Genomic DNA, 25841 nt, shown 5'->3' with positions numbered 1-25841 from the left:
GGTGAGCCTCGACCTGATCCTGCGCGTCGGCACCAAGCTGATCCTGCCGTTCATCCTGCTGTTCGCGCTCTACGTTCAGTTTCACGGCGATTATGGCCCGGGCGGCGGGTTTCAAGCCGGCGTCATTGCCGCCAGCGCCATCATCCTGCTCTCGATTACCTTCGGCCTTGAAGCGGCCCATCGCATCGCGCCGCAGTCGCTGGTGGAGCGTATGATCCCGCTCGGCGTGCTGATCTACGCCGGGACCGGGGTTGCCGGCTTGCTGATGGGCAAGAATTACCTCGATTATTCCGTGCTCGCGCACGATGCCGTTCATGGCCACGAACTCGGCATATTCTTGGTCGAGGCCGGCGTGCTGATCACGGTCGCAAGTACCATGACCGCCCTGTTTTACGCGTTCGCCGAGCGGGGGCGGTGATGGAAACACTCGCGACTGCCCTTGGTCACTACAACTATGTCATCACCATTTTCCTGATGATGATCGGCCTCTACATCGTGGTTGTCCGCGGCAACATGGTGAAGAAGCTTGTCGGCCTGTCGATCTTCCAAACCTCGGTGTATCTGCTCTATATCGCGCCCGGAAAGATCATTGGCGGGACCGCTCCCATCATCGACCCGGCATTCAAGGTTTACTCAAACCCCCTGCCTCACGTCCTGATCCTGACCGCCATCGTCGTCGGTGTGGCCACGCTCGCGCTCGGCCTCGCGCTGGTTGTCCGTATCAACGAGGCCTACGGCACGATTGAGGAGGATGAAATCTTCGAAAGGGACCGCGAGACATGAGCGCGGTCTGGCCGCATCTTCCCATATTGCAGGTGATCATTCCGCTGTTCGGCGCTTTGCTTGCCGGATTTGCGCGACGCTCCGGCGCAGCCTTCGCGATCACCCTGGTGGTGAGCTGGCTGATGCCGTTGTGTGCCGGCGCAATGCTGTGGCAAGTTTTGGCGAGCGGCCCGATCTCCTACCACCTCGGTAGTTGGCCGCCGCCATGGGGCATCGAGTACCGGGTCGATGTCCTCAACGCCTTCGTGCTGATGCTGGTCTCGACGATCGGGGCGGTGATCATGCCGTTCGCGCGGCGCTCCGTCGCCTTCGAGATCGAGGAGGGGCAGCGGGCCTGGTTCTATTGCATGTACCTGCTGTGCCTCACGGGCCTTTTGGGAGTCACGATCACGGGCGACGCCTTCAACGCCTTCGTCTTTCTCGAAATCTCATCGCTATCGACCTATGTGTTGATCGCTCTCGGCCGCGACAGACGCGCGCTGCTCGCCGCGTTCCAGTACCTGATCATGGGTACGATCGGCGCGACCCTCTACGTCGCCGGCGTCGGCTTGCTCTATCTGGTGACCGGCAGCCTCAACATGGTCGACATCGCCGCGCGCCTGGGCCCGGCTTGGGCCGACAATTCGCGCGCGATCATAGCCGCGCTGGCCTTCGTGACGGTGGGCGTCAGCCTCAAGCTCGCTTTGTTCCCGCTTCACGCCTGGCTACCGAACGCCTATGCCTATGCGCCGTCGTGGGCGACCGCCTTCCTCTCGGCCACCGCGACCAAGGTCGCGATCTATCTGCTGGTGCGCTTTCTTTTCTCGATCTTCGGCGTCGCGATAGATTTTCGCGCTCTGCCGGTTGCCGCGATCGTCGTCGCATTGTCGCTCGCCGCGATGTTCGTCGCCTCCCTGATCGCGGTGTTCCAATCCAATCTGAGCCGGATGCTCGCCTATTCCTCCGTCGCGCAGATCGGCTACATCACGCTCGGTATCGGCTTCGTCAATCTGGCTGGGCTCACCGGCGGGCTGGTACACATCGTCAATCACGCCTTGATGAAGGCAGCCTTGTTCCTCGCGGTCGGAGCGATCTTCTTCCGCGTCCGCACTGTACGGCTTTCGGAACTCGCCGGCATCGGCCGGAAGATGCCGATTACTATGGCGGCTTTCACCGTGGCGGGCTTCGGCCTCGTCGGCACGCCTGGTACCTCGGGCTTCATTTCCAAATGGTACCTGGCGCTCGGCGCACTCGAAAAAGGTTGGTGGGTCGTGGTCTTCCTGATCGTGGCAAGTTCGCTGATCGCGCTGGTCTATGTCGGCCGTGTGCTCGAACTAGCCTGGCTGCGCGAGCCGTCTGACGCGATCAAGGATGCCAACGATCCGCCGCTGTCCATGCTGCTGCCGCTCGTGCTGCTGGCCGCCGCTACGATTTATTTCGGTCTCGATACTGAGTGGACCGCGGGAATTGCCAGCATGGCTGCCAAGGACTTGCTTGGAGGGCTGCGATGACCGCAGCTCTTTCTTCACAAAGCATTCTCCTCTTGGCCCTGCTGGCGCCGTTTGTCGGCGCGCTGATCCTTCCGCTGGCTCACAAGATGCCGAACCTGCGTGAGGCAGTGACGCTCGTCACGGCAGCGGCGCTGTGCCTCACCGTTGTGTCCCTCCTGGGGCCGGTACTGGACGGAGCACGGCCAGAACTGACGGTTGTCGACGTCATCCCGGGGCTCACGGTCGCTTTCAAGGTCGAACCGCTCGGTATGCTGTTCGCGCTGATCGCCTCCTCACTGTGGTTCGTCAACTCGGTCTATTCGATCGGCTACATGCGCGCCAACGACGAGCCACGCCAGACTACTTTCTATGTCTGCTTTGCGGTAGCGCTCGGCAGCACGATCGGGATTGCGTTCGCCAAGAACCTGTTCACGCTGTTTCTGTTTTATGAAGCGCTGACGCTCTCAACCTATCCGCTGGTCACCCATAGGCGGAACGAGGAAGCCGTTCGCGCCGGCCGGACTTATCTGTTGCTCCTGCTCGGCACATCGCTCCTGCTGTTTCTGCCGGCGATCGTCGCCACCTGGGTTCTCGCCGGAACGCTCGATTTCAGGCCCGGCGGCATTCTCCCGGCTGGGCTCAGTGCGCCCATCATCGGCGCTCTGCTCGCGCTCTACGTCTTCGGCATCGGCAAAGCGGCGGTAATGCCGTTGCATCGCTGGTTGCCGGCGGCGATGGTGGCGCCCACGCCGGTCAGCGCCTTGCTGCACGCGGTAGCCGTAGTCAAGGCGGGTGTGTTCTCCATCCTGAAGGTGGCGGCGCTGGTTTTCGGCGTCGACACGCTCGGCGCCGCAGGGCAATCCGCCTGGCTTACCGCCGTCGCGGGCACGACAATCCTGGTCGCTTCCATCATCGCTCTCAAGCAGGACAATCTCAAACGCCGGCTTGCCTATTCGACCATCTCGCAATTGTCGTATGTCGTGCTTGGCGTTGCCATCCTGGCACCGATCTCGGTTGCCGGCGCGGCGATGCACATTGCCGCGCATGCCTTCAGCAAGATCACCTTGTTCTTTGCGGCCGGATCGATCTACACCGCGGCGCATCTGACCGAGGTCAGCCAGCTTGACGGCATCGGCCGCCGCATGCCCTGGACTATGGGAGCGTTCACAATCGGCGCGCTCGGAATGATCGGCGTTCCCCCCACGGCCGGCTTTCTCGGCAAATGGTTCATCCTTACCGGGGCAATGCAGACCGCCAATTGGCTGGCGGTCGCCGTCATTTTCGTCAGCACGATCCTCAATGCAGCCTATTTCCTGCCCATCGTCTATCGCGCGTTCTTCTGCGAGCCCATGGGCGGGCACGACAAGTCCGGCGAGGCGCCTTGGCCGATCGTGGTCGCGCTCACGGCGACGGCAATCGGCACGGTATTGATGTTCTTCTTTCCCGATATCCCCTTTGCGCTGGCGAAACTGTTGAGCGGGCGGTGATGGCATGAATGACCATTGGCTGGTGCGCCAAAGCACGATCAGGCTGCTCTGGATTGTTTTCGCCGTCGTGCTGGCAGCGACGGTATCGATGGACCTCGCGATCGAGCACCATCCCTATTTCGGGCTCGACGGAACGTTGGGCTTTGGCGCGTGGTTCGGGTTCGTGAGTTGCGTCGCGATGATCGTGTTCGCCAAGGCGCTCGGCGCCATCTTGAAGCGACCGGATACGTACTATGACAGCTAGCGTCGTGATCCCGCCGGCAGTAGGGTTGATTCTCGGCGGCCTGATTTTGCCGATGCTGCAGGTCAGGTTGCGCTGGCTCGCCGTTCTGGTCCTGCCGCTGGCTACGTTGTTGCTGGTTTGGCAAGTGCCTGACGGCGTGTCAGTCAAGGCTTCTTTCCTTGGATACGAACTCGCGCTGGTCAAGGGCGATGCACTTTCCCGTTTGTTCGCAACCGTGTTTGCCGTCATGGCGTTCGCCGGCGGTCTGTTTGCGCTCAACCAGGACCGGGTAGTCGAGCTTGCCGCGGCGTTCTGCTACGCCGGCAGCGCCATCGGCGTCGTGTTCGCCGGCGATCTGCTCACGGTCTTCATCTTCTGGGAGCTGATGGCGATTGCTTCCACCCTGGTGGTGTGGAGCGCGGGGCCTCAAGCGCGCGGGGCCGGACTGCGGTATGCCGCGATCCATCTCCTCGGCGGCGTTCTGCTGATGGCCGGCGTCGCCGGCGAGATCGCTGCGAACGGCCCGGCCGGCTTCAGCAAGATGGCTCTCGACACGCTGCCGCGCTGGCTGATGCTGGCGGGCTTTCTCCTCAACGCCGGCGCGCCGCCGCTTTCCGCCTGGCTGCCGGACGCCTACCCGGAAAGCTCGTGGAGCGGCATGGTCTTCCTGTCGGCGTTTACGACCAAAACGGCGGTCTATGTCCTGCTGCGCGGCTTTCCGGGCGCCGAGCCATTGATCTATGTTGGACTGTTTATGGTGTTCTACGGGATCGTCTACGCGATTCTCGAAAACGATATGCGCCGCATCCTGGCCTACAGCATCGTCAACCAGGTCGGGTTCATGGTGACCGGCATCGGCATCGGCACCGAAATGGCGCTCAACGGCGCCGCCGCCCACGCCTTCACCCACATCATCTACAAGGCGCTGCTTTTGATGTCGGCAGGCTCGGTTCTCTACATGACCGGCAAGCGCAAATGCACCGATCTCGGCGGGCTGTTCCGGACCATGCCGCTCACGACCGTCTGCGGTATCGTCGGCGCGCTATCGATCTCCTCGTTCCCGCTGACGTCCGGGTTCGTATCGAAATCGATGATCTCAGAAGCCGCAGGCATGCAACATCTCGCATCGGTGTGGTACCTGCTCGCCGCCGCCTCGGCCGGCGTTTTCCTGCACGCCGGCATCAAGTTTCCCTGGTTCGTTTTCTTTCAGAGGGATTCCGGCCTGCGTCCGGACGATCCGCCGTGGAACATGCGGGCCGCGATGATCTTCTTCGCCGTGCTCTGTATCGGGATTGGCGTGCTCCCAGGGCCGCTTTATGCGCTACTGCCTTACAAGGTCGATTTCGTTCCGTACACGGCGAGCCATGTGGTTTTCTATTTGCAATTGCTGCTGTTCTCCGGGCTAGCGTTCTTTTTGATGCTCGGCTGGCTCAAGCGCACGCTGACGATTACCCTTGACATTGACTGGTTTTACCGATGGCTTGGCCCCATGTTGGCGCGCCATCTCGATCGCGTGGTGACGGGGGTTTGGAATGGTTGCGTTTCCATGGCGAAACGCGGCGCGCGCGGAGTGCCTGAAGGTATCCAGCAATATCTCGGCCCCGAAGGCATTCTCGCCCGCAGCTGGCCTACCGGCACCATGGCATTCTGGATGACCGTCATGCTGGCGGCCTATTTGGTCCTGTCATACCTTCGGTAATGAAGTCGATGATTCAGAACATCAAGGAAGAGATCGAGAACCTGCTCTATCCAGAGCTGCGGCCTTACGGTCGCAGTGATCGTGACCGCTTGCTGCGGAAGGCTTCCGATACGCCGCTCGAACCCCTTGAGTGGGTGGGAATACTCGTTGGGCTCGTCTTCGCCGTTGCCGTGACGCGCTATAGCGTCGCCGAATAAGGTTTGGTGGATCGCATCACGGCAGGGCTGCCGATCGAGCGGGCAGCCGGCTTTGTCGCAGATCATCCCGTTGGGCTTGGCAGACTTGCCGCCGTTAGGAGCGGGAGTATATTTTGCCAATGGCCGTCAGCTCCCCCGATCTGAAAGCGTTCTTGCTCGCCACACCTTTCTTCGGTGGCCTTTCAGATGCAGGCCTCGATCTTCTGATCTCGATGCTGGTCGAGCGCCGGTTCAACGCCGGTGCCACTGTCGTAGCGGAAGGAGAACCGGGGCGCTCCATGTTCATTGTTCACTCTGGCCAGCTCGTGGTGAGCAAGCTTACGGATGACGGACGCGTCATTCGCATAGCGAGTCTCGAGCCGGGTGATTTCTTCGGCGAAATGACGCTTATCGAAATGCAGAACCGATCAGCCACCGTCGTCGCGGAGAGTCCAACCGTGCTGTACGAGCTCACAGCCAAAAAGCTCTACATGTGCTACAAAACCGACGTCCATGCGTATGTGATGGTAATGCAGAATATCAACCGCGAGCTTTGTCGGCGGCTCCGACGCGCCGACGACCGCATTGCCAGGCTGCAGATGCTTCACGCGAGTCAATGACGCAGATCGCGGAGGCTTGTCGCGTGTGTTTTCATTCTCGGCGTCCGCGCCAACGAAGCCGGTAAGCAGCACGCTGCCGTTCATCAGGCGCCTTGAGATGGCGCCGAACATGGGCCTACCGCATCGGCTTCATGTAATTTGCCAATAGGTGGTCGGCGACCTTGCGACTCATCTCATCTCCGACCTCCAGCGAATTGCGGAAATGAATGCCGCCCCAGATGCGCACCTCTTTGTGCTCCTCGGCCATCTGCGCAAAGTTGGCAAATTGGCGAAGGCGGGCGTCGGAAGTATCGGTCACGGTGAAGTTCTCCGTCCCGTTGCCGAAAACAGCTTCAAGAACGCCTCGCACCGATTGCGGCGGCACTTAGCGAGCGTTGAGCCCGCGCTCAGCCGTGTCCGTTGTCGAAGCTGATATTGCGGACCAGCGGTCGTCAAAACTCGCAGCCGGGAGCTCGTTCGCGTCAACCGTGAGGCTTTTCAACGTAGTCGTGCCGGTGGAGACGACAATGCCGTCTGTCCAAGGCGAGTGCGACCTCATGGCGGCGGCGGTTGCGGCGACGGCGAGCAGCGCGACAGCTACGAACCCAGTAATCGTTCGATGCCTCGTCATCAGAACCTCCGTGGTCCCAAAGCCCCCTAATGTGGGTCACCGGAACCTCGCAGAAGTTCAACAGCGAAGTGACAAGTATGGATTGCGCGAATTTACAGATCGAGCAACGAAGCCGTCAAAAATGCAAAATTGCTGCTCGGACTGGGCTGTTGGCGTGACACGAATGCCGGGATGATCGCAAATACTTCAAGGATCAAGGATCGGTAACGCGGTAGCCGACCAACACCCGCCCGCGAGCCCCGCGCCGGGATTCGTTAAGCCTGGAAGCTACGAGATCGCGGCGCCTCACGCTGCGCAACTCGCTACGCACTCCGGCCCGGCGGGAGGACGACGACGATCGCGCCGAGCTTCACCCGATTGACGAGATCGATCACATCTTCGTTGGTCATGCGGATGCAGCCGGACGACATGGCCTGACCGATATATTCCGGCTGGTTGGTGCCGTGGATGCGGTACAGCGTGTCCTTGTTCCCCTCGTACAGATAGATCGCCCGCGCGCCCAGCGGATTAGCCGGGCCTCCGGCCACGCGCTTCGGGTAGGGGCCGAGCCGCGCCTGGATCTCTGCCGTCGGAATCCAATCCGGCCACTCGGCCATGCGCCCAACGGTTGCAACGCCGGACCAGGCCAGCGCTTCCTCGCCCACCGTCACGCCGTAGCGGATCGCCTTGCCTCCCGGCAGGACGTAATAGAGATAGCGCGCGTTGGTATCGACCAGGATCGTGCCCGGCTGCTCCTTGCGCGTGTAATCGACAATATGTCGGCGGTAGGTCTCCGGAATGCTCGCTTGCGCATAAGGCGCGTGGGCGAGTAACTGCCGGTCCCTAGCGGTCAAACTGGCGTTCGATGACGGCGCAAGCGTCGTTTGCACGCAGCCGCCGAGCAGCACCACCAGTAACAACGCGAGCCCACGCCCCATCATCGCGTGTCCTCCAAGAGTCACATGGACGCAATTTGTTTGCTCAAAAAGTGCAGAAATCAAGGCGTAGGTCCCGGATCGGCGGGGACGCAAGTCACACAATCTTGGGCGAGAACCCCGGATTCGCATCCGGGGCTTCGCACGCGGCCGGCTCAAGAACTCAAGGCGTGGGCTTGAGCGTATTCTCGATCATGTAGGCCGCGACCTTACGGCCCACGTCCTCGCTCGCGCGGATCGCAAATCTATAGTGCACGCCGCCCCAGACGCGGACATTCTTCTGCTCCTCGGCCATATCGGCCAGGCTGGCGAACCGCCGCGTCCGCTTCGCATCCCGCACATCGGTTGCCGTGAAGGGAATGGCCTTCACGGGACCGAACACCGATTCCAGAACTGCCGACGCGATCATTGCGTTGATCGTCGCCTGCGAGGGGTATTCCGGATGCATCGGCGTCGGGTTGAACGAGGTCCAACCGGCATCGCGTTCAGTGGCCTCGTTGCCGTCCTGGTCGCCATTGCGGATCGCGGTGACCGGTCGCCAGACATTGTAGGTGTACTTCGCGTCCCAATTGACGATGTAGGCATTCGCCAGACTCATGTTGAGCAGCGCGAACAGTCGGGCACATTCGGCGAGCGGCATCTCGTGCTTCATCGCGAGCTCGCGCGCCGCCGCCTGCCATGCCGGGCCGAAATTGATGTTTTCCCAGAACCTGACCGCCTCGGTCTGCTCAGCGGTACGCGTTGTGCTCTTGGTGCCGCCGAGGCTCTTGACCTCGTTGTAGTCTCGGGCCCATTCGTCGCTCGACAGTGCCGGCGGCGGTCCGGGCCGGAACTGGTCAGCACTCCCAAACACCCATGGCTTCGCGCGCGCGTATTGCTCCCGCATCGGCGGTGTGGTCGGCACCCATACCCCTGGAGCAGTGTGCGGCCGATAGGTGTCCGCAGCGTTGGTGCCGTCGTTTGCGCGGTCGGCCTGTACCGCGTCGGCGACCGCCATACCCAGCTTGATGCCTTCAGTCTTGGCAGGCCCGTCCGGGATCGCCTTGAGCGATGCCGCGTAGGCCTCTTCGATCTGGTCTTTCTTTGTCGGGTAGATCTGAACAAGGATCTGCCGCGCGGCCGTCGCGGCCGCGGCTTCGGCCGACGCGCTAGGCGCAGCCGGAACCGTCACGACCACGCGGGTGTAGCGGTTATGCACGGTATTGATCGCATCCGACATCGCAACATGCACCATGGCCAAGGTGCGCAGTCGGGGATTGTTACCGATGTCGCTGGACACCAGGGTACTGGTGGTCACGTTCCAGTCAGTGACGACATCGGCGCGCGCTGATGCGCCCAACAGCGCAGCAGCGATGATGCCCGGCAGCAAGGTAGCTGCCGACAGTCCTGATACGGATTTCATCGGAAGACTCCGTTTTGCCGCCCACGCGATGGTGTGTTGTTTCACACCAGGTGGGCATGGGCATTTTATTCCTTGTTGTCTCGCCCTGATGTGAACTAGCTCACCTGTGGGCTATCGGCTTTGCCGCACATGAGCCATCCGCGCGCGATGGAATCGGTCGGCCGGCTCGACCGACAATCTCGTTGATCCCACGGTGAGCTCAGGCCTAGACTGGGCAAGCTGAGCTATCCATGTCGTTCCAGGAGGATTCCATGAGGGTAGTTTCGCGATTCCTGCTCGCCGTGACCGTTCTCGCATTCGTCGCCGGCAACGGCTATGCGCAGGACGGTGGCATGAAGAAGTGGTCAAAAGGAAAAGGGTGGGGCTGGGTCTGGGGGCCTCAGGACGAGGTCGGAAACCTCAACGAGATGACCGATGCATCACGTTTGGCCGCCTTGAAGCTTGTGACGCAGGGTAAGGTCTACGATCTCGGCCTTCCGTACGACCGCTACTCATACAAGTGGCCAGGCCACAGCCCGGGAGAAATCATGAGCTTCCGCTCGCCCGCGGGCGTGAGGAGCCAGAAGGATCTGCCGTTCACCACGCCGGAGGGTGGCAATACGGGCATCACCGCCTGGCATAGCAACGCGATCTTCATGAACGATAACGTGGCGACCCAGATTGATGGACTCGGCCACATCACGCACGGACCGAAGAACGAGTTTTACAACGGCTTCACGTCCGACGAGTGGGGCGGCGACTTCGGCGTTCGCAAGGCCGACGTGACGACGATCCCGCCGATCGTCGCCCGGGGCGTCTTGGTCGACGTTGCGGGCTTCAAGAATGTGGAGGCCCTTCCGTCTTCCTATGAAATCACTGTCGCGGACATCGAGGGCGCGTTGAAGGCGCAGAACGTCGACGTCACCCCGGGCACGGTCGTTCTGCTGCGCACGGGAACCGCACGCTACTGGGGCGAGAACGGCCGCGACCACGCCAAGATCGGCCAGCACGACTCGGCGGGCATCGGCCTGACAGCCGCGAAGTGGCTCGTCGAGGAGAAAGGCGCGCTTATGCTCGGTTCCGATACGTCCGGGCTCGAATATGGGCCGCCGAAGCCGGCGGACTCTCAGGCCGTTGGCGGCAGCTTCATCCCGGTCCACGTCTATCTGCTGGTCCAGCAGGGCGTCCACATCCTGGAGTTCAATAATCTTGAGCAGCTCGCTGCAGATCGTGTCTACGAGTTCGCCTATATCCTGACCACAAACGCCATCCGCGGTACCGTGGCCGGCACGACGCTGCGGCCGCTGGCCCTCCGTTAGTCGAACGTAGCGCCGATTGGCGATTGAGGACGGTCACGGTACCTATTCTGCAAATGTCGCGGCTGCGATATCGTCGCCCTCCGGGTCGAGGATGTCGCTGCCGGCGGGTACACGATGGATCGCGCAACGGTCCGACGAAAGAAAACCGGGCTGGTTCGGCAGGTCCGTTTGACGCGAGGCAGATAACAATGGGTGCCGTTCACCGTCTGGCGAAGCGCACGGACGCAAGCGATCTCCACGACATTCGACGACGATCGATCCTTGGACTCGCGCCTCCAACGATGCCCGTTGCCGAAGCGCAGGCGTGGGCTGCGAAGCTCACGCGTGCCGGAATGGAGCAAAAGCTGCGTGAGCTGGACGTATGGGTTGCCGAACTCGATGGCAGGGCGGCCGGGTGGGGGGCCATTCGCGGCGAATGGCTGGAGGGGCTCTATACCGACCCGGATTTTGCCGGCCGGGGAGTTGGCGCGGGGTTACTTGAAATATTCGAGCGGCTGATGTGCGAGCGAGGCATTCGGGCGGTGCGGGCCGAAGCCAGTTCGAACGCGATGGCATTCTACCTTCGTCGAGGTTACCGGGCGAATGGTCGTCAATCGCCGAACGGGGCTTGGCCAATTGCGAAGCAGCTTCTATAGCCGGCTCCGGCGAAGCTGAGGCTGGAGGTTCGAACGGCGCTTTAAACCGTTCGCGGCGCTTGATTTTCACCGCGCGAGGGGCGACTTTGGCGCCCGCTTGGCCGGGCCTGTCGGAGCCCGCGCGGCGGGTTGTCAGGAGGATATTGCGTGGCGGACCATCAGGTGCACGATTTGACGCCGGAAGACGTTTCCAAGGGGATGGCGGAAGGGCGCTATCTTTTGGTCGATGTCCGCGAGCCCAATGAGGTGGCGGTGGAGGCCTATCCGGATGGAGTGGTCGTTCCGCTCCAGAGCTTCGATACGGCCGCCATTCCGGAACCGCAGGGAAAGCAGGTGGTTTTCGCCTGCCGCTCGGGCAAGCGCTCGGTAACGGCTTCACTCGCGGCGCAGGCGGCTGGGCTGCCTTACGACAAGCATCTGGCGGGGGGCATCATCGGCTGGAAGGCTGCGGGATTGCCGACCAAGACCGGCGGCTGATCTGCCAATGACCTCCATGAACAAGGTCTTTGCCGACCTTCCCGTCACTGTCTTCGAGGCGATGTCGCAGGCGGCGCGCGACAACAACGCCATCAATCTCGGCCAGGGCTTTCCCGACGATCCCGGGCCGGAAGACATCCGCCGCGCGGCAGCCGACGCCACCGTGAACGGCTATAACCAGTACCCGTCGATGATGGGCATTCCGGAACTCCGGCAGGCCATCGCGGCTCATTACGGCCGCTGGCACAAGCTCTCGCTTGATCCGATGACGGAAGTGATGGTGACCTCGGGCGGCACCGAGGCGCTGACCGCGTCCATTCTCGCCGTGGTCGAACCCGGCGATGAGGTCGTCGTGTTCCAGCCGGTCTATGACAGCTATTTGCCGATCATCCGCCAGGCCGGCGGTATTCCACGCTTGCTGCGGCTCGAGCCGCCGGGCTGGCGGCTGACGGAAGAGATGCTGGCCAGCGTCTTCAATCCCAAGACCAAGGCGGTGCTATTCAACAATCCGCTCAATCCGGCAGCCGTCGTCTATCCCCGCGAAGACCTCGAACTACTGGCGCGCTTCTGCCAGAAGTTCGACACCATCGCGATTTGTGACGAGGTCTGGGAGCACGTCGTCTTCGACGGCCGCGAGCATATCCCGCTGATCACGATCCCGGGCATGCGCGACCGCACTATCAAGGTCGGCAGTGCCGGCAAGATCTTTTCGCTGACGGGATGGAAGGTCGGCTTCGTCTGCGCCGCGCCGCCGCTGTTGCGGGTGGCGGCCAAAGTGCACCAGTTCCTGACCTTCACCACCGCGCCAAACCTGCAGGCGGCGGTGGCCTATGGCCTCGGCAAGCCCGACGAATATTTTTACGACATGCGCAAGGAGCTGGCGCGGAGCAGGGACCGGTTGACGAAGGGACTGGAGAGCATCGGCTTTCCCGTGCTGAAGTCGCAGGGCACGTATTTTCTCACCGTCGACCTGTCGCCGCTGGGCTTGAATGAGACCGACGTCGAGTTCTGCAGGCGCATTGTGAGCGACTACAAGGTCGCCGCGATCCCGGTGTCGGCTTTCTATGAACAGGATGCGGTGACGTCCGTGGTGCGGTTCTGTTTTTCCAAGAAGGACGAAACGCTGGATGCCGCGCTGGAACGCCTGTCGGACGCGGTGCACGGCCGTCGCAAGAGGTAGAGGATGCGCCATCCAATCCGAGGCCCGCTTTGCCTGATCGGTGTGATGACGGTCGCGCTGTCGCTCTCGCCCGCCTGGGCGCAGGAGCGCACCGTGAACTTCTACAACTGGTCGAACTACATGGCGCCGGGGGTGCTGGAGGACTTCACCAAGGAAACCGGCATCAAGGTGGTCTACGACACGTTCGACGCCAACGAGACGCTGGAGACGCGCCTCCTGGCCGGAAAGTCCGGCTATGACGTCGTGGTGCCGACCGGCTATTTCCTGCAGCGCCAGATCACCGCAAAAGTCTTCCTCAAGCTCGACAAGTCGAAGCTGCCCAATCTCGCCAATGCCTGGCCGGTGGTGACTGGCCAGCTTGCGACCTATGATCCCGGCAACAATTACGCCGCCAACTACATGTGGGGCACCACGGGCATCGGCTACAACGTCAAGACGGTCGCGAAGATTCTCGGGCCCGACGCCAAGATCGACAGTTGGGATATCGTCTTCAAGCCGGAGAACCTCGCGAAGTTCAAAGACTGCGGCATCCATATGCTGGACTCTGCCGATGACATTCTGCCGGCGGCGCTGAGTTATCTCGGCATCGATCCGAACTCCACCAAGCAGGCCGATCTGGAAAGGGCCGCCGATCTCGTCAGCAAGATCAGGCCCAACGTCCGGAAGTTTCACTCTTCCGAATATCTGGGCGCGCTCGCCTCCGGCGAAATCTGCTTCGTGGTGGGCTGGTCGGGCGACATCATGCAGGCGCGCAGCCGCGCGGCGGAAGCCAAGAACGGCGTCGAGATCGGCTACACCATCCCGAAAGAGGGCGCGCAGATGTTCTTCGACAATCTCGCGATCCCCGCGGATGCGAAGAACGTCGCGGAAGCCTACGAGCTGATCAACTACCTCTACCGTCCGGACGTCGCCGCGAAAAATTCCAACTTCCTGTCCTACGCCAACGGCAACCTGGCGAGCCAGAAGCTGATCGATCCGAAAATCCTCAACGACAAGAACATCTATCCGGACGAGGCGATGCAGAAGAAGCTGTTCGTCATCCAAGCCCGCGATCCGGCGACGCAGCGCATCATCAACCGCCTCTGGACGAGGGTGAAGACGGGGAGGTGATGCATGGGCTCCGCTCCAACAAACTCCTGTTGCCGAAACTCGACGCAGAATCTATAGCTCCCCTCCGGGAGCATCACATGACCAACATCTTCACGTTCTTTTCAACGCGCACACTGCTACAGATCATCTTCGTCCTGGCATCGACCGTTGCGATGAAGGCGTGGAGTCTTGGCTTACTGTTCGGCGGCTAAGGAAGGCTCGCGCCGTCATTGCGAGGGAAGCGAAGCAATCCATCTTTCCGCGTATGAGGTGACAATGGATTGCTTCGCGGAGCCTGTCATCCGGCGGCGCTTCGCGCCGACCGGGTGGCTCGCAATGACAGGGAGAGACGGTTGCGGACTTACCGCCATCGTCTGTGCAGCCACAGCCACTGGTCCGGGTATTCCCGCACCCAGCCTTCGACCACGGACGTCACCGCCTGCATCGTGCCCTGGATGTCGATCTGGCCCGACGCGTCGCGCACCGGTTTGACCTCTTCGGATAGTTCGGCGCGGAAGCGGTGGTTGGGCAGGCGGATGATGCGCACGCCATGCACGGGGCATTCGACCTGCCGCAACAGCCGCGCCAGCGTCGGGTTGGCCTTGGTCTTGCGACCGAAGAACGTCACCTCGACGCCGTTGCCGAGATACTGATCGACCAGCATCGCGACATGCTGACCCCTTTGCAGCGCTTCGGCCAGCTTGAGCGGCGCCTCGCGGCCCGCCGGCACCAGCGTGCCCATCTTGACGGCGCGGATTCTTTCGATGGCGCGGTCGGCGGCCTCGATGTTCGGCCGGCGGAACAGGATAGCGCAATCGAGCCCGTGCGCGACGGCGCCGAGCGCCGGGATTTCCCAATTGCCGAGATGGCTCGCGAAGATGATCGCAGGCCTCCCGTCGTCGCGCAAAGAATCGAAGATTTCCTTGGTCCGTGGGGGAAACTCGATGCGGCTCGGCTTGTCAGGATGATCGAGGTCGTAATCCCAGATGTGATCGAGATGGGCGAACTCGGCGCCGATGCGGCCGAGATTGTCCCAGACGCCGGCCAGGATGGTTTCGATCTCTTCGGCCGACTTCTCGGGGAAGGCGGCCTTGAGATTCTCGCGGCCGATGCGGTCCTCGCGCAGCCTGCGCCCGATGAAGCGGGTGACGCGGCCGAAGAAATCGGCGGTCTTGTCCGGATCGAAGTAGCGCGTGGTGCGCAACAGCGCGATCGTCAGCGCGCCGACGGCTATTTCCGCCACGGGCTTGGCGGCGTCGCGCAGGCGCGCCTTGGTGCGTAGGAGCAGGCGGTTCATTTAAGAAATAGCCAGCTCGCTACACCGGTTCGCGCGTCAGGATCAGCGAGGCGTTTTGCCCGCCGAAACCGAACGAATTCGACATCACGGCGGTGACCTTGGCGTCGCGCGCCTTGTTGCCGACCACGTCGAACAGGATGGCCGGGTCCGGAATCTCGTAATTGATGGTCGGCGGTATCCGCTGATGCTCCAGCGTCAGCAGCGAGAACACGGCTTCGACCGCGCCGGCCGCGGAAATCGTATGCCCGACCATCGACTTGTTCGAGGACACCGGAATCTTCGGCAGATGCTCGCCGAACACGACCGCGGTCGTGTTGTACTCCATCTTGTCGTTTTCCGGCGTCGCGGTGCCGTGCGCGTTGATGTGGTCGATCTGCTCCGGCTCGAGGCCGGCATCGGCCAGCGTCTTGCGCATGCAGCCGATGATCGGCTTGCCGTCCGGGCTCGAGCGGGTGCGGTGGAACGAGTCGGTCAGCTCGCCGCAGCCGGCCACCACGCCGAGAATTTTGGCGCCGCGCGCGATTGCAGACTCGTAGCTTTCCAGCACCATCGCGCCGGCGCCTTCGGCCATCACAAAACCATCGCGGTTCTTGGAGAACGGCCTTGAGGCGGCCTGCGGCGGATCGTTCTGCGTCGATAGCGCCGACAACAGCGAGAATCGCACCATCGCTTCCGGGTTCACCGAGCCGTCGGTGCCGACGCACAGCGCGGCATCGGCCTCGCCGCGGCGGATCGCCTCGACGCCGAGCTGGATCGCGGTGGCGCCGGAGGCGCAGGCGGTGGAGAGCGAGATCGGCGATCCCTTGGTGCCAAACGTTTCGGCCAGGTGACTCGCTATCGAACCGAACATGAAGCGGCGATGGTAGGCTGTGAACCGGCCGCCGCCGCTGACGCGCAGCATATCCTCGTAGCCGAATTCGGTCCTGCCGACCGCGCGTCCGAGTTCGAGCCGCTGCGGCCATTCGACCTCGACCGGTGCAACTGCCAGAAACAGCGGTCCGGGAAAGTCGGCCCTGGCGCCGATCGCCGCCTGTTCGAGTGCTTCCCCGGTCGCCATCTCGGCGAGACGTTCGGTGAGGCCGGTCGACGAGAACGGATCGACGGTGACGAAATCGACGGTGCCGGCCATGGTCGTTTTCAGGCCGTCGATCGGAAAGCGCGTCACGGTGCGGATACCGGATTCACCCGCGGTCAGCTTTGCCCAATTGTCCTGCTTGCCGGCGCCGAGCGACGTCACCACGCCCATGCCGGTGACGACGACGATCGGCCTGCCGAGTTTATCGCGTGGTGCTGACATGGTTCCCCCGATGTTGCGCCGTAACTGAAAGTGCGCTTGCGCTCATTGCTTGCTCTGGCGCTGCCGAAAGCGGTCTTTCGGCCACGCTCTACTTGATGGCCTCGACCAGGGCCATGCCTTCGCCCTGCCAGTGACCGGCCCCCACCACGACAATCTGGTCCGGGCTGCCTGCCTTTTCAACCTCGAGGCCGGTCGGGTCGTTGGGCGGGAACAGCGCGCCACGGGAGATCGAGAGTGCGGCAAGCGCCAGCCCCAGCGGAAACTGCGTCTCCAGCGTGTGACCGAAGATCGTGCCGGTGGCGCGCACCGCAAAGCCGGGATGCTGGCGCAAGAAGGCCTTTTCGTCCGACGTCACCGGCTCGACGCCGGTTGCGCCCGTGATCAGGGTGCCGCTGTCGTCGACGATGCCGAGCTTGGGCCACAGCGCCTCCAGCGATTTGGTCACCGCGCCCGGCTGCTTGCGCTGCGCAAGGTCGGCGACGACCTTGGTCAGTTTGGCGTAAGGCTTGGCGCCGCGGGCTTCGGCGTGCTCGCGCGCTTCCAGCACCAGGAAACAGCCGGCGGAGCCGAGCGCGAAGCCGCTTCTGTCCTCGCGTTGCCACACCGGCGAAAACTTCTCTGTCAGGTTGAAGTCGCCGAATTCATAGAGGACCAGCAAGTCGGACCGTTCGCCATTATGGGCCGCGCCGACCAGCGCGATGTCGCTTTGGCCGGCTTCGATCCGCGCCAGCGCAATCCGTGCCGCGTCGATGCTGGCGGCTTCCTCGCCCATGAAGGTGCGCGACGTGCCGCAGACGCCATGGACGATGGCGATGTTGCCGGCAAGCAGGTTGGAGAGCTGGGCCAGAAACAGCGTCGGCCGCAGATCGTTCATCAGCCGTTCGTTGAGAAAGCCGGGGCTCGAGTTGCCCCTGGCGTCGGCGCTCAGGATTGCCGCGTCGACTGCGATGTCGCGCTCGCCACCGCCGGCGGCGACGATCATGTCCATGCGGCCGAGGATTTCCTTGTTGCCTTTGAGGCCAGCCGAATCCAGCGCCAGCCCGGCGGCATAGGTGCCGATGCGCTGCCACGCTTCCATCTGGCGCTGGTCGCCCTTTTTCGGAATCTGCGCGTCGAAGGTAACAGGCGCCAGCGGATGCACGATGTAGGGCGCAAACCGCTTCTCATCGATGTTGATCTTGCCGGCGCTGAGCGCATCCCAATGCGCGTCCAGCCCCTCGCCGAGCGAGGAGACGATGCCGATGCCGGTGATCCAGACTTCCTTGGCGCCTGCGGATTTTGGCTCAGTCATGCGTGATTGCCTGCAGTGGGAAGCCGATCTTGTTGGCCATCGCGTCCATGTGCACGCGCAAGGCCGGGTCGGGGAACGGGGCAAGGCCGAAGGTGAGTTCAGCGCTGCACTTCAACTCCTTGCCGACGCGTATTTTTGCTTTCGTGACGGCAAAGCCGGAGCCTTCGTGCTCGAGCTTCGCATCGATCGTCAGCAACTGGCCGGGACTGACGTAACCCCGCATCTTGGCTTCCTTCACGATGGCCAGGAACGGCATGCGCTCGAACTTCAGAACGCCAAGTATCAGCCAGCCGGAGCTCTGCGCCATCGCTTCGGTCAGGAGCACGCCGGGCATGATCGGAAAGCCGGGAAAATGCCCTTCGAAGATCGTATGCGACGCCGGAACCTGCGCCTCGACCGTGATCCTCTTCTCGTCGAGGTTCAGATCGACGATGCGGTCGATGAGTTGGAAGTAATCAAGGTTCATGGCGGGCGATTAGGCGCCCGGGGCTGCATTCTTGGCGGCGACCAGTTCGTCGATTCGATCGGCGAGATTTTGCAGCACGAAATACTGCTCGGTCGTGGCCTTTCCGTCGTTGACCTCCTGGGTCCATTTTTCGAGCGGCATCTTGATCCCGAACGCCTTGTCGATGGCAAAGGCGATGTCCAGGAAGTCCAGGCTGTCGATGCCCAGATCGTCGATGGCGTGGCTCTCCGGCTTGATCGTGTCGCGCGGGATGTCGCAGGTCTCCGCGATAATGTTGGCGATCTGATCGAATGTGGAAGACATCATTAAGCCTTTGATATACTGGAGAAAATCCGGAACGGCTTGGAGGAGGCGGGTGCACGGCCCCGGAAGGCCCATTCCCTCGGCCGGAGTCGAGTGCCCGTATATCGGAGCAGGGCGCTGAGTTCAATGGAGGGAGGCGAGGGGATCGCCGACCGATTTATGGGCAGGGACGGCCGGTTTTGGTTCCGGGAGCAAGTGTAGCCCTGATGAGCCAACGGGTCGCGCGAATGCGCGCCCCGTTGGCTCATGCGGCGGGCTACGTTCAATCGGCCCTTAGCATGAAGCCGTCGAAATATGCCGCAAGCTCTGCATGGCCGTCGAGCGGGAGCACATGCGCGACATACTGGTCCGGGCGCACCACGACCGTGCAGCCTTTGTCGCGATCGATGCCGCGCATTGCAAAGATGTCATGGCCGCCCTTGAGATCTGGGCAGAACATTTTTTCGTAGTCGATGAGCCCGTAGCGTCCTTTGCGCGGGAGGAGGAGCGGGGGCATCGTCGCGATAGCGAGTTCGGCATGCGACTGCTGGAACACGGCGCGGACATCGATCACTGAATCGATATCGGCGCCCGCGGGCGTGTGTCTCCTCACCGGAGATTTTGGATTCTCGCTCAGGAAATCGCACAGCGAGCGAACAGGGGAGATGGCGGCAGCGGGATCGCCCGCGCCGGCAAAGACGAAAAGCCGGAAGCGTCCGTCTGCCTTGGTGACATGGCCGAGATGAACCGGCTTGGCGTCCGAAAGACGCACGACCGGCGCGGAGTGAAAGCGCGTGCCGATCACAAGGCCCTTGGCGAGATGCTGATGGTTTGGTTCGGCGGTTATGACGGACGGGCGGTAGTGCGTTGCCGTTCCCGCGGTATAGCGGCCGTGCCGGACGAAATAATCCTGGGTTTTCGCCGCATCCGCGCCCTTGTTGTCACCCTTGGCGGACGCAAGGATCGCGGCCCATTCGCGGTCGAAGTCGATCAACTCTTTCGCTACCGCGTGCCGTTCCGCCGAATAGCTGTGCAAGAGATGCGGCGCGCTGCGCCTTCGCAGCACGGAAGCGAGCTTCCAGCCGAGATTGAAGGCGTCCTGCATCGAGACGTTCATGCCTTGGCCGGCCTTGGGGCTGTGGGTGTGGCAGGCATCGCCCGCAATGAACACGCGGGGCAGGCGCGTTGCGGTCTCTTCCGCCGGCACGTCGTCGAACTTGTCGGTAAGCCGCTGGCCAATCTCGTAAACCGACCACCAGGCGATCTCCTTCACGTCGAGCGTATGCGGATTGAGAATCTGCCGCGCCTTCGCGATCAGATCGTCCGGCGTGATGTTGCGGCTCGTGACCCGCTCGCCGGCGTCGAGATTGGCGAGTTCGACATAGAGCCTGACCAGATAGCCGCCTTCGCGCGGGATCACGATGATGCTGCCATCACGGGCCGACTGGATCAGCACCTTAAAGCGGATGTCGGGGAAGTCGGTGACGGCAAGGACGTCCATCACGCCCCAGGCATGATTGGCGGAATCGCCGCGCAGCTCGCGCCCGATCGATTTGCGCACCGTGCTGCGCGCGCCGTCGCAGCCGACGACATAGCGCGCTTTGATGGTCTCGACCTCGCCCTCGTGCCCGGCATCGAGCCGTTCGAGGCGCACGGTCACGGCGTGATCTTCGAACTGCGCCGCCGGCGCGATCGAAAGATCCAGCAATCGCCGTGAATAATAGGGCTCGAGCTTCGCCGGCGATTTGCGCATGACATCGAGGTAGCAATCATGCACGCGCGCCTGGTTCAGGATAAGGTGCGGCATCTCCGACAGCCCGTCCTCGACGTCCTGAACCCGGCCGCTGCGCACGATGCTTTCGGGCTTGCGATCGTCCGGCTTCCAGAACGTCGTTTCGGTGATCCAGCAGGCTTCCTTCAGCACGCGCTCGCCGAAACCGAAGGCGTGAAACATTTCCATGGTGCGGCAGGCGACGCCGTCGGCCTGGCCGCGCAACAGCCGGCTTGGCTTCTGCTCGACGATGCAGGTCTCGATGTCGGCAAACGCTGAAAGCTGCGCCGCCAGCGTCAGGCCCGCCGGTCCGCAGCCGACGATCAGGACATCGACTTCCGTGGGAACCGGTCCGGACATGCCGGAGGGTGCAACCCGCTCGACGGGGTCGGCGATTTCGGGGTCGCCCGGCTCGAAGCCATTCAGGTGAAACTGCATCAGACCTGCTCCTCCCGTTCCTTGGCCGATCGGAGTTGATTTTGACCGATCAGATTACCCTTCATCTATGGCGTCGGTCACTTGACTGCCGGCAGATTCCGCGGCCAAAGCGCATGGAAATATTGATCAGCATGCTGATTATCAGTATACTTGTCAATTCCGAACCTGCCTTTGAATTTGCCTTGGAGAATTGGGTGAGAGACAACAATGAGATGCTCGGCCATCTGGCGCGCCGTTTCCAGCAAATCGCGGTAGCCGTGTTCCTGGCCGAGGTCGAGGAGGCGGGCTTCGACCTCACGCCCGTTCAGTACGCTGCGTTAGCAGCCATCAAGATGAACCCGGGGATCGATCAGGTGACGTTGGCTGGCCTCATCGCCTATGACCGCACGACCATCACCGGCGTGGTCGACCGCCTGGTGCAGAAGGGCTTGCTGGTGCGTCAAGCGAGCCCCCGCGATCGCCGCGCCCGCGAATTGCAAATTACGGAAGCGGGAAAGCGCACGCTGCGCGCCATCACGCCGGCCGTCGAGGCAGCCCAGCACACCATGCTGCGCGGCCTCACCGAAAAGGAGGGCGCGGAGTTGGTGCGGCTGCTGCGCAAAGCGATTACCGCCGGCAACGAACTAAGCCGGGCGCCGCTGCGGGAGCCGGAATAAAGGTGAGGAGAGATAGTGCGGGCCGACGAAGAGTGATTAGATATTGCGTTCATCGTGGAAGAACAAGACGCCGGACGAACTGCGGTCCATGCAGGAATATTCGAAAGCTCAACTGAAGCGCTGCGAGCAGGCGCTGCGAACAGCGACGGTCATCGCGAACGAACGGACCCGGCAAATCCCTCGTAGCGAGCGTAGCCCGGAGGAGCCAACGGGTCGCGCGAATGCGCGCGCGATGACAGGCTCCGCGACGTCCGGGTCTTTACATCTAGCGGGCTACTTGTTGACACTTCTGCACTCTACGAACACGCGCTGGTCTTCGAGCACCGGCCTCCTGAAGTGTTGCGTGTTTGCGTGCGTCCCTTCGTCAAATCTTCGAGAATCACGCAGTCGGGTCCCGCGCCGCCTGCGCAGGATGCATCGCAGTTGGCCACGAAAGCCGCGATACTGCGCTCCAATGCCTTTAATTCGGTAAGCTTCGCGCGCACGGCGATCAGATGCTCCTGTGCAAGGTCACGCGCATGCACGCAGGAGCTGGCAGGATCTTGCACCAGTGCCACAAGAGCGCGCACCTGATCGATGGAGAACCCAAACTCGCGACAGCGCCGGATGAACGTCAGCCTCCTCACATCGGTATCGCTGTAGACGCGCTGGTTGCCGGCCTGGCGGCCCACGGAACCAAGCAGCCCGATTTCCTCGTAATACCGGATCGTCGGCGCATTCGTGCCGGTCTGCCTGGCGAGGGCACCAATCTTGAGATTACTCATCTATCTGATTTTCCGTCGCTTCTTTCTGCTTGAACCTAAAGTTACTTGAGGATGTAGGGTCCGGCAAGCTCCGATCAACCGCACAAGGAGATTGCCGATGACGATGGTTGAAGCCCGGCCCATAGCCTGCACGCTAGCGTCCAGGGAGTTTGAAGACCGGCTTGCCTGGATTGCCGCCTTGAACAAGGACGCGCTCCGGAAATACGAGCGCCGCGACCTCGTATTGGAATTGAGCTATGCGCTCGATGCGCGCGAGCGCGTGCATGAGATGGTCCGCAATGAGCGGGTCTGCTGCGCATTCCTTGCATTTGAGCTTTGCGAGACGGGAAGCGAAATCCGCCTCACCGTCACAGCGCCCGAAATGGACCGCGAGGCCACAGACACTTTGTTCAAGCAGTTTGTGGCAAGCGCGCCCGCGCCATCGTCATGCGCGTGCGCCACTTCGGTATCCAGCGTGAAGGATGCCAAGGAGCCGCCGGGTTCGAAAGCTGCAGGCGTCACCGCGGTGACGCTTTCAACTGGCGCAGTTGCTTGTGGCGTATGTTGCGTCTTGCCGTTTGTGCTCCCGGCAACGGTTCTCGCCAGTGCCGGACCTTTGCTAGCGTGGTTTGTCGGCATGCATGTGTGGGTCACCGTCCTTGCCATCCTCTCGGTCGTCGGCGCATGGGGCTGGATCGCGCGGCAGACGCGGCGCACGGCTCGCAAGCCAGCCACATCAACGCTCGTCATGATGGGGGCAGCGACAGCGTTATTGGCAGTCGCAGTGCTATGGCCACTACTCGAAAGGCCGCTTATCCGAATGCTGCGGGTCTGATTCCGCGATGATCTGATCCGCTGCCTTGAGCGGCAGCGGATGCCGTGTGAAGTTCGACCTATGAAGAGTACTATCGTTTATGTTGCTGCCGCTGTCGCGGAAATCGCTGGCTGCTTTGCCTTCTGGGGCTGGTTGCGCCTCGGCAAGCCCATCTGGTGGCTGTTTCCAGGCGTATTCTCCCTCATTGTATTTGCGTATCTGTTGACGCTCGTCCAAACGGATGCGGCGGGACGCGCCTACGCCGCCTATGGCGGCATCTACATTGCCGCGTCGCTTGTCTGGCTCTGGGCGATCGAGAGCGTGCGTCCGGATCGCTGGGACATCGCGGGCGCTTCCATATGTTTGATCGGCGCCGCCGTCATTCTTTGGGGGCCGCGCGGCTAGCAAGCGCAGCCCGGATGAGCGCAGCGATATCGTGGTCTAAGCGGTCCCGCATATCGCGTCGCTTATGCTGGCCGCACTATCACGACCGCGTCGCCTCATCCAGAAATGCCTGCACCGCCTCGAACAGCTTGAGGCGATTGCGCTCCATGATGATGGAGTGCGTGCCCTCGGCCAGCGCCACGTAGCGTTTGCCGGGCGAGCTTACCAGAAGCGGAAACAGCGTCTGCGCCATGTAGGGCAGCGTATCGCGGTCCCATTCGGCGCCGACCAGTAATGTCGGCACCGTGATCTTGGCGGGATCGTAGTAAGGTTTTCCGGCACCAAAGAACTCGGCGCCGTCCTGCACGACTCCATTCGGGGCGCGAACGACCGGCGGACTCATCGCCGCGCCGACCGGATCGGTTGCGAATGTCGCGTCGGCCCAGGCGTCGAACCAGCCGGCGGGAATGAGGCTGGCCTTCTTGTCCTCGGGCACGCCGGTGTACCAGCGCTCCTTTGCCTGACCGCGATTGACCATTCGGTACGCACCGAGCTTGCCAGAGCCGGTCTGAACGAGCGAGGGCGTTTGCCGGATCCAAGATGGCGCATAGAGAACGAGACGTTCGACCCTCGAAGCGTTCTGCGTGGTGTAGGTCGCCATCAGCGTCGTGCCCCAGGACCAGCCGAGCAGGTTGAGGCGCGGAATGTTGCGGCGCTGCAGGATGAAATCGACGGCGGTGCCGATATCTTTGACCGCGGTCTGGCCGGTCACGATGGGCGGATTGGCCTCGGGCTTGTCGGCCATCTCGGGAGGACGCGTCGACTTGCCGTAGCCGCGCAGGTTGAGGAGCCACACGTCGTAGCCGCGCGCGGCGATGTATTCCATCCAGGACAGGCCATCCAGCTTGAGGTCGAACGCTGTCTTCGATGGATAGGTCGGGCCATGAACGTAAAGCACGGTCTGCTCCGGGTGGAAGGTAGTCATGTCGGCCGGCCGCTTGTTGCGGACGTATATCTCGATGCCGGGGTCTGAAGCCTTGACCATCATCTCTTCGGTCACCAGAGCCCTCGTCTGTGCCAGCGCCGGAATGGAAAGGAGCATTGCGAGAACAAAGCCTGCGGTCGCGATTAAAAGTCTCACCATAGCCTCCCTCGTTTTTTTCTGTTTTTGTGCTTACCTAACGTAACGGCAATTTGCGTCGACCGCGCATCTAATTTTCGCCCGGCTCGACGCGCCTGGCGGATGGTGATCGATCAGGGTCAAAGGGCGCTACGCGAATGCGCGAATTTCAGTAACAGTTTCAAACTGATTTGCCCTGTCCAGTCGTGCGCGGAAAAATAAAGCGCTTCGCAGCAAACCCAAATCACGCTTACAACTCCGGCCATCCCGTCCCGAAGAAGAGGGGCGTTGGCCATCGTCACGAACGTTGGGGCGGGTTGCGGTGGACGCGGCAGCGTCGGGCGCGTGGATGTGATCGCAGGGCGGTTTTGCCGTGAGCGAACACAGCGCGCAGGACGTACGGCGCTTAAACGCTTCCGCCAGAATTTTGGCCGGCACGCACTTGGCTGGTTGAAGTCTCTGGCAGAGGAAGCTGCGTACGGCAAAACCGTGTGGTCCTGGCACCCGTGGCTGGTGTCAAGCCGGCGGAGGTTCTTCGAAACCCGACCGGGCTCGATGAACCGCCAATCTGTCGGTGATGGAGGCAAGAGGAATTCGTCTCCAGGGAGAGCGCGGCATAAGCCGTAAACCCACTGCGCAGGGAATGCCGGGCTGCTCCGGCTGTACCTGTATGCTCGTGTGCGCACTTCTTAAGTGCGTTTGCACACGAGACCGCGGGTGCAGGAAAGCACCCGGCATTCCCTGCGCCCTCTCACTATTGGGCGAACGATTTGCAAAAACTCGGGCGCATTGTGTCGCGAGAACGCCGACACGCATTCAGTTGTCGTCACCCGCGAAGGCCGAAGGCGGGTGACCCAGTATTCCAGAGACAGCAGTGATTAAGCCGAAAAGCCGCGGCGTACTGGATACCCCGCCTTCGCGGGGTATGACGGCCTCTTGAACATCGAAACAGGAGCTTACCCCTGCGGCGTCACCGAGATCCTTGCGCAGTCGCGGCGGCCCATCAGGACGCAATCCTGGGTCTTGCGGAGATCGGCGATGCTCACGGCAAGCCAGATGCCGATCGCGGTCAGGGCCACGGTAAAGGCGAGCGCTGCGATGTTGGCGAGCATGCGGTGACGGAAGTCGTCGCCCTCGTCGCGCGACCGTTCGTAGCGGGACAGATCGTTCGCGGTTTGCGACCCCTTGACTTGACTAGTGGCCTGGCCATGTCCCGCCCG

General features: G+C 62.2%; 27 protein-coding genes and 1 pseudogene. 16 read left to right on the top strand and 12 right to left on the bottom strand.

Annotated features, from left to right (window positions below):
* The first annotated feature begins 1 nt into the window (after position 1).
* The 8 genes from CQ13_RS07555 (at position 2) to CQ13_RS07520 (ending at position 6457) form a co-directional block, all read left to right on the top strand.
* Entirely contained in the window at positions 2-418 is a 417-nt protein-coding gene (locus CQ13_RS07555) for a Na(+)/H(+) antiporter subunit B (RefSeq protein WP_057842373.1), read from the top strand.
* Positions 418-783 (top strand): cation:proton antiporter subunit C, encoded by a 366-nt coding sequence (locus CQ13_RS07550; RefSeq protein ID WP_057842372.1) that lies wholly within the window; start codon positions 418-420, stop codon positions 781-783. The genes CQ13_RS07555 and CQ13_RS07550 overlap by 1 nt, the downstream gene beginning before the upstream one ends.
* Complete coding sequence (locus CQ13_RS07545; RefSeq protein ID WP_057842371.1) at positions 780-2273, top strand: monovalent cation/H+ antiporter subunit D family protein; 1494 nt, start codon at positions 780-782, stop codon at positions 2271-2273. The genes CQ13_RS07550 and CQ13_RS07545 overlap by 4 nt, the downstream gene beginning before the upstream one ends.
* Positions 2270-3739 (top strand): monovalent cation/H+ antiporter subunit D family protein, encoded by a 1470-nt coding sequence (locus CQ13_RS07540; RefSeq protein WP_057842370.1) that lies wholly within the window; start codon positions 2270-2272, stop codon positions 3737-3739. The genes CQ13_RS07545 and CQ13_RS07540 overlap by 4 nt, the downstream gene beginning before the upstream one ends.
* 4 nt (positions 3740-3743) lie before the next feature.
* Positions 3744-3983: a hypothetical protein gene (locus tag CQ13_RS07535; protein WP_057842369.1), complete on the top strand. Its 240-nt coding sequence runs from the start codon at positions 3744-3746 to the stop codon at positions 3981-3983.
* A complete protein-coding gene (locus tag CQ13_RS07530) occupies positions 3973-5661 on the top strand; it encodes a Na(+)/H(+) antiporter subunit D (RefSeq protein WP_057842368.1) in 1689 nt (562 codons plus the stop codon). Before CQ13_RS07535 ends, CQ13_RS07530 begins: the two co-directional genes overlap by 11 nt.
* 8 nt (positions 5662-5669) lie before the next feature.
* Positions 5670-5858: a hypothetical protein gene (locus CQ13_RS07525; RefSeq protein WP_197427272.1), complete on the top strand. Its 189-nt coding sequence runs from the start codon at positions 5670-5672 to the stop codon at positions 5856-5858.
* A 119-nt stretch (positions 5859-5977) separates the two neighbouring features.
* The gene (locus tag CQ13_RS07520; protein WP_057842366.1) at positions 5978-6457 is read left to right on the top strand and encodes a Crp/Fnr family transcriptional regulator; all 480 of its coding nucleotides are present in this window, start codon (positions 5978-5980) and stop codon (positions 6455-6457) included.
* A gap of 115 nt (positions 6458-6572) precedes the next feature.
* Here CQ13_RS07520 and CQ13_RS07515 read toward each other — a convergent pair whose 3' ends face one another.
* From CQ13_RS07515 to CQ13_RS07500, 3 genes are all read right to left on the bottom strand, one after another.
* On the bottom strand, positions 6573-6821 hold the full coding sequence (locus CQ13_RS07515) for a phosphatase PAP2 family protein (protein WP_057842365.1): 249 nt from the start codon (positions 6819-6821) through the stop codon (positions 6573-6575).
* A 548-nt stretch (positions 6822-7369) separates the two neighbouring features.
* Positions 7370-7984 carry a L,D-transpeptidase gene (locus CQ13_RS07505; protein ID WP_057842486.1) on the bottom strand — a complete coding sequence of 205 codons (615 nt, stop codon included), beginning with the start codon at positions 7982-7984 and terminating at the stop codon, positions 7370-7372.
* Positions 7985-8144: 160 nt separating this feature from the next.
* Positions 8145-9383: a vanadium-dependent haloperoxidase gene (locus CQ13_RS07500; RefSeq protein WP_057842363.1), complete on the bottom strand. Its 1239-nt coding sequence runs from the start codon at positions 9381-9383 to the stop codon at positions 8145-8147.
* A gap of 251 nt (positions 9384-9634) precedes the next feature.
* Here CQ13_RS07500 and CQ13_RS07495 point away from each other — a divergent pair, with 251 nt between their 5' ends.
* The 5 genes from CQ13_RS07495 to CQ13_RS07475 all read left to right on the top strand — a co-directional run bounded on the left by CQ13_RS07495 (position 9635) and on the right by CQ13_RS07475 (position 14083).
* Complete coding sequence (locus tag CQ13_RS07495; protein ID WP_057842362.1) at positions 9635-10681, top strand: cyclase family protein; 1047 nt, start codon at positions 9635-9637, stop codon at positions 10679-10681.
* Between the two features lie 281 nt (positions 10682-10962).
* Entirely contained in the window at positions 10963-11316 is a 354-nt protein-coding gene (locus tag CQ13_RS44285; protein ID WP_057842361.1) for a GNAT family N-acetyltransferase, read from the top strand.
* A 198-nt stretch (positions 11317-11514) separates the two neighbouring features.
* Positions 11515-11793 (top strand): rhodanese-like domain-containing protein, encoded by a 279-nt coding sequence (locus tag CQ13_RS07485; RefSeq protein ID WP_057842485.1) that lies wholly within the window; start codon positions 11515-11517, stop codon positions 11791-11793.
* Positions 11794-11800: 7 nt separating this feature from the next.
* Positions 11801-12973, top strand: coding sequence for an aminotransferase (locus tag CQ13_RS07480; protein ID WP_057842360.1), 1173 nt, complete (start codon positions 11801-11803; stop codon positions 12971-12973).
* 45 nt (positions 12974-13018) lie between these two features.
* A complete protein-coding gene (locus CQ13_RS07475) occupies positions 13019-14083 on the top strand; it encodes a polyamine ABC transporter substrate-binding protein (protein ID WP_245309079.1) in 1065 nt (354 codons plus the stop codon).
* A 340-nt stretch (positions 14084-14423) separates the two neighbouring features.
* On the opposite strand, the gene CQ13_RS07470 is transcribed toward CQ13_RS07475, so the two are convergent.
* From CQ13_RS07470 to CQ13_RS07445, 6 genes are all read right to left on the bottom strand, one after another.
* Positions 14424-15359 (bottom strand): lipid A biosynthesis lauroyl acyltransferase, encoded by a 936-nt coding sequence (locus tag CQ13_RS07470; protein WP_057842358.1) that lies wholly within the window; start codon positions 15357-15359, stop codon positions 14424-14426.
* 19 nt (positions 15360-15378) lie between these two features.
* Positions 15379-16656, bottom strand: coding sequence for a beta-ketoacyl-ACP synthase (locus CQ13_RS07465; RefSeq protein WP_057842357.1), 1278 nt, complete (start codon positions 16654-16656; stop codon positions 15379-15381).
* Positions 16657-16744: 88 nt separating this feature from the next.
* Positions 16745-17947, bottom strand: a complete 1203-nt coding sequence (locus CQ13_RS07460) for a beta-ketoacyl-ACP synthase (RefSeq protein WP_057842356.1) — start codon at positions 17945-17947, stop codon at positions 16745-16747.
* Positions 17940-18413 (bottom strand): 3-hydroxyacyl-ACP dehydratase FabZ family protein, encoded by a 474-nt coding sequence (locus tag CQ13_RS07455; RefSeq protein ID WP_057842355.1) that lies wholly within the window; start codon positions 18411-18413, stop codon positions 17940-17942. The genes CQ13_RS07460 and CQ13_RS07455 overlap by 8 nt, the downstream gene beginning before the upstream one ends.
* Positions 18414-18422: 9 nt before the next feature.
* Positions 18423-18716 (bottom strand): acyl carrier protein, encoded by a 294-nt coding sequence (locus CQ13_RS07450; protein WP_028346689.1) that lies wholly within the window; start codon positions 18714-18716, stop codon positions 18423-18425.
* 262 nt (positions 18717-18978) lie between these two features.
* Positions 18979-20904, bottom strand: a complete 1926-nt coding sequence (locus CQ13_RS07445) for an FAD-binding monooxygenase (RefSeq protein ID WP_057842354.1) — start codon at positions 20902-20904, stop codon at positions 18979-18981.
* 194 nt (positions 20905-21098) lie between these two features.
* Here CQ13_RS07445 and CQ13_RS07440 point away from each other — a divergent pair, with 194 nt between their 5' ends.
* Positions 21099-21560 (top strand): MarR family winged helix-turn-helix transcriptional regulator, encoded by a 462-nt coding sequence (locus CQ13_RS07440; protein WP_057842484.1) that lies wholly within the window; start codon positions 21099-21101, stop codon positions 21558-21560.
* Between the two features lie 296 nt (positions 21561-21856).
* On the opposite strand, the gene CQ13_RS07435 is transcribed toward CQ13_RS07440, so the two are convergent.
* The gene (locus tag CQ13_RS07435) at positions 21857-22324 is read right to left on the bottom strand and encodes a MerR family transcriptional regulator (RefSeq protein ID WP_057842353.1); all 468 of its coding nucleotides are present in this window, start codon (positions 22322-22324) and stop codon (positions 21857-21859) included.
* A gap of 97 nt (positions 22325-22421) precedes the next feature.
* Here CQ13_RS07435 and CQ13_RS45390 point away from each other — a divergent pair, with 97 nt between their 5' ends.
* Entirely contained in the window at positions 22422-23138 is a 717-nt protein-coding gene (locus CQ13_RS45390) for a hypothetical protein (protein WP_245309072.1), read from the top strand.
* Between the two features lie 60 nt (positions 23139-23198).
* Entirely contained in the window at positions 23199-23522 is a 324-nt protein-coding gene (locus CQ13_RS07420; RefSeq protein WP_057842352.1) for a YnfA family protein, read from the top strand.
* A 79-nt stretch (positions 23523-23601) separates the two neighbouring features.
* On the opposite strand, the gene CQ13_RS07415 is transcribed toward CQ13_RS07420, so the two are convergent.
* Entirely contained in the window at positions 23602-24645 is a 1044-nt protein-coding gene (locus CQ13_RS07415; protein WP_057842351.1) for an alpha/beta hydrolase, read from the bottom strand.
* A 932-nt stretch (positions 24646-25577) separates the two neighbouring features.
* Positions 25578-25841, bottom strand: a pseudogene (locus CQ13_RS07410) (hypothetical protein); the annotation flags it as partial.

The sequence above is a fragment of the Bradyrhizobium retamae genome, from assembly GCF_001440415.1.
In the GTDB taxonomy this organism is placed as follows: Bacteria; Pseudomonadota; Alphaproteobacteria; order Rhizobiales; family Xanthobacteraceae; genus Bradyrhizobium; species Bradyrhizobium retamae.
Note: the sequence above shows the minus strand (reverse complement) of the source record. Positions and strands in the feature narration are given on the sequence as shown.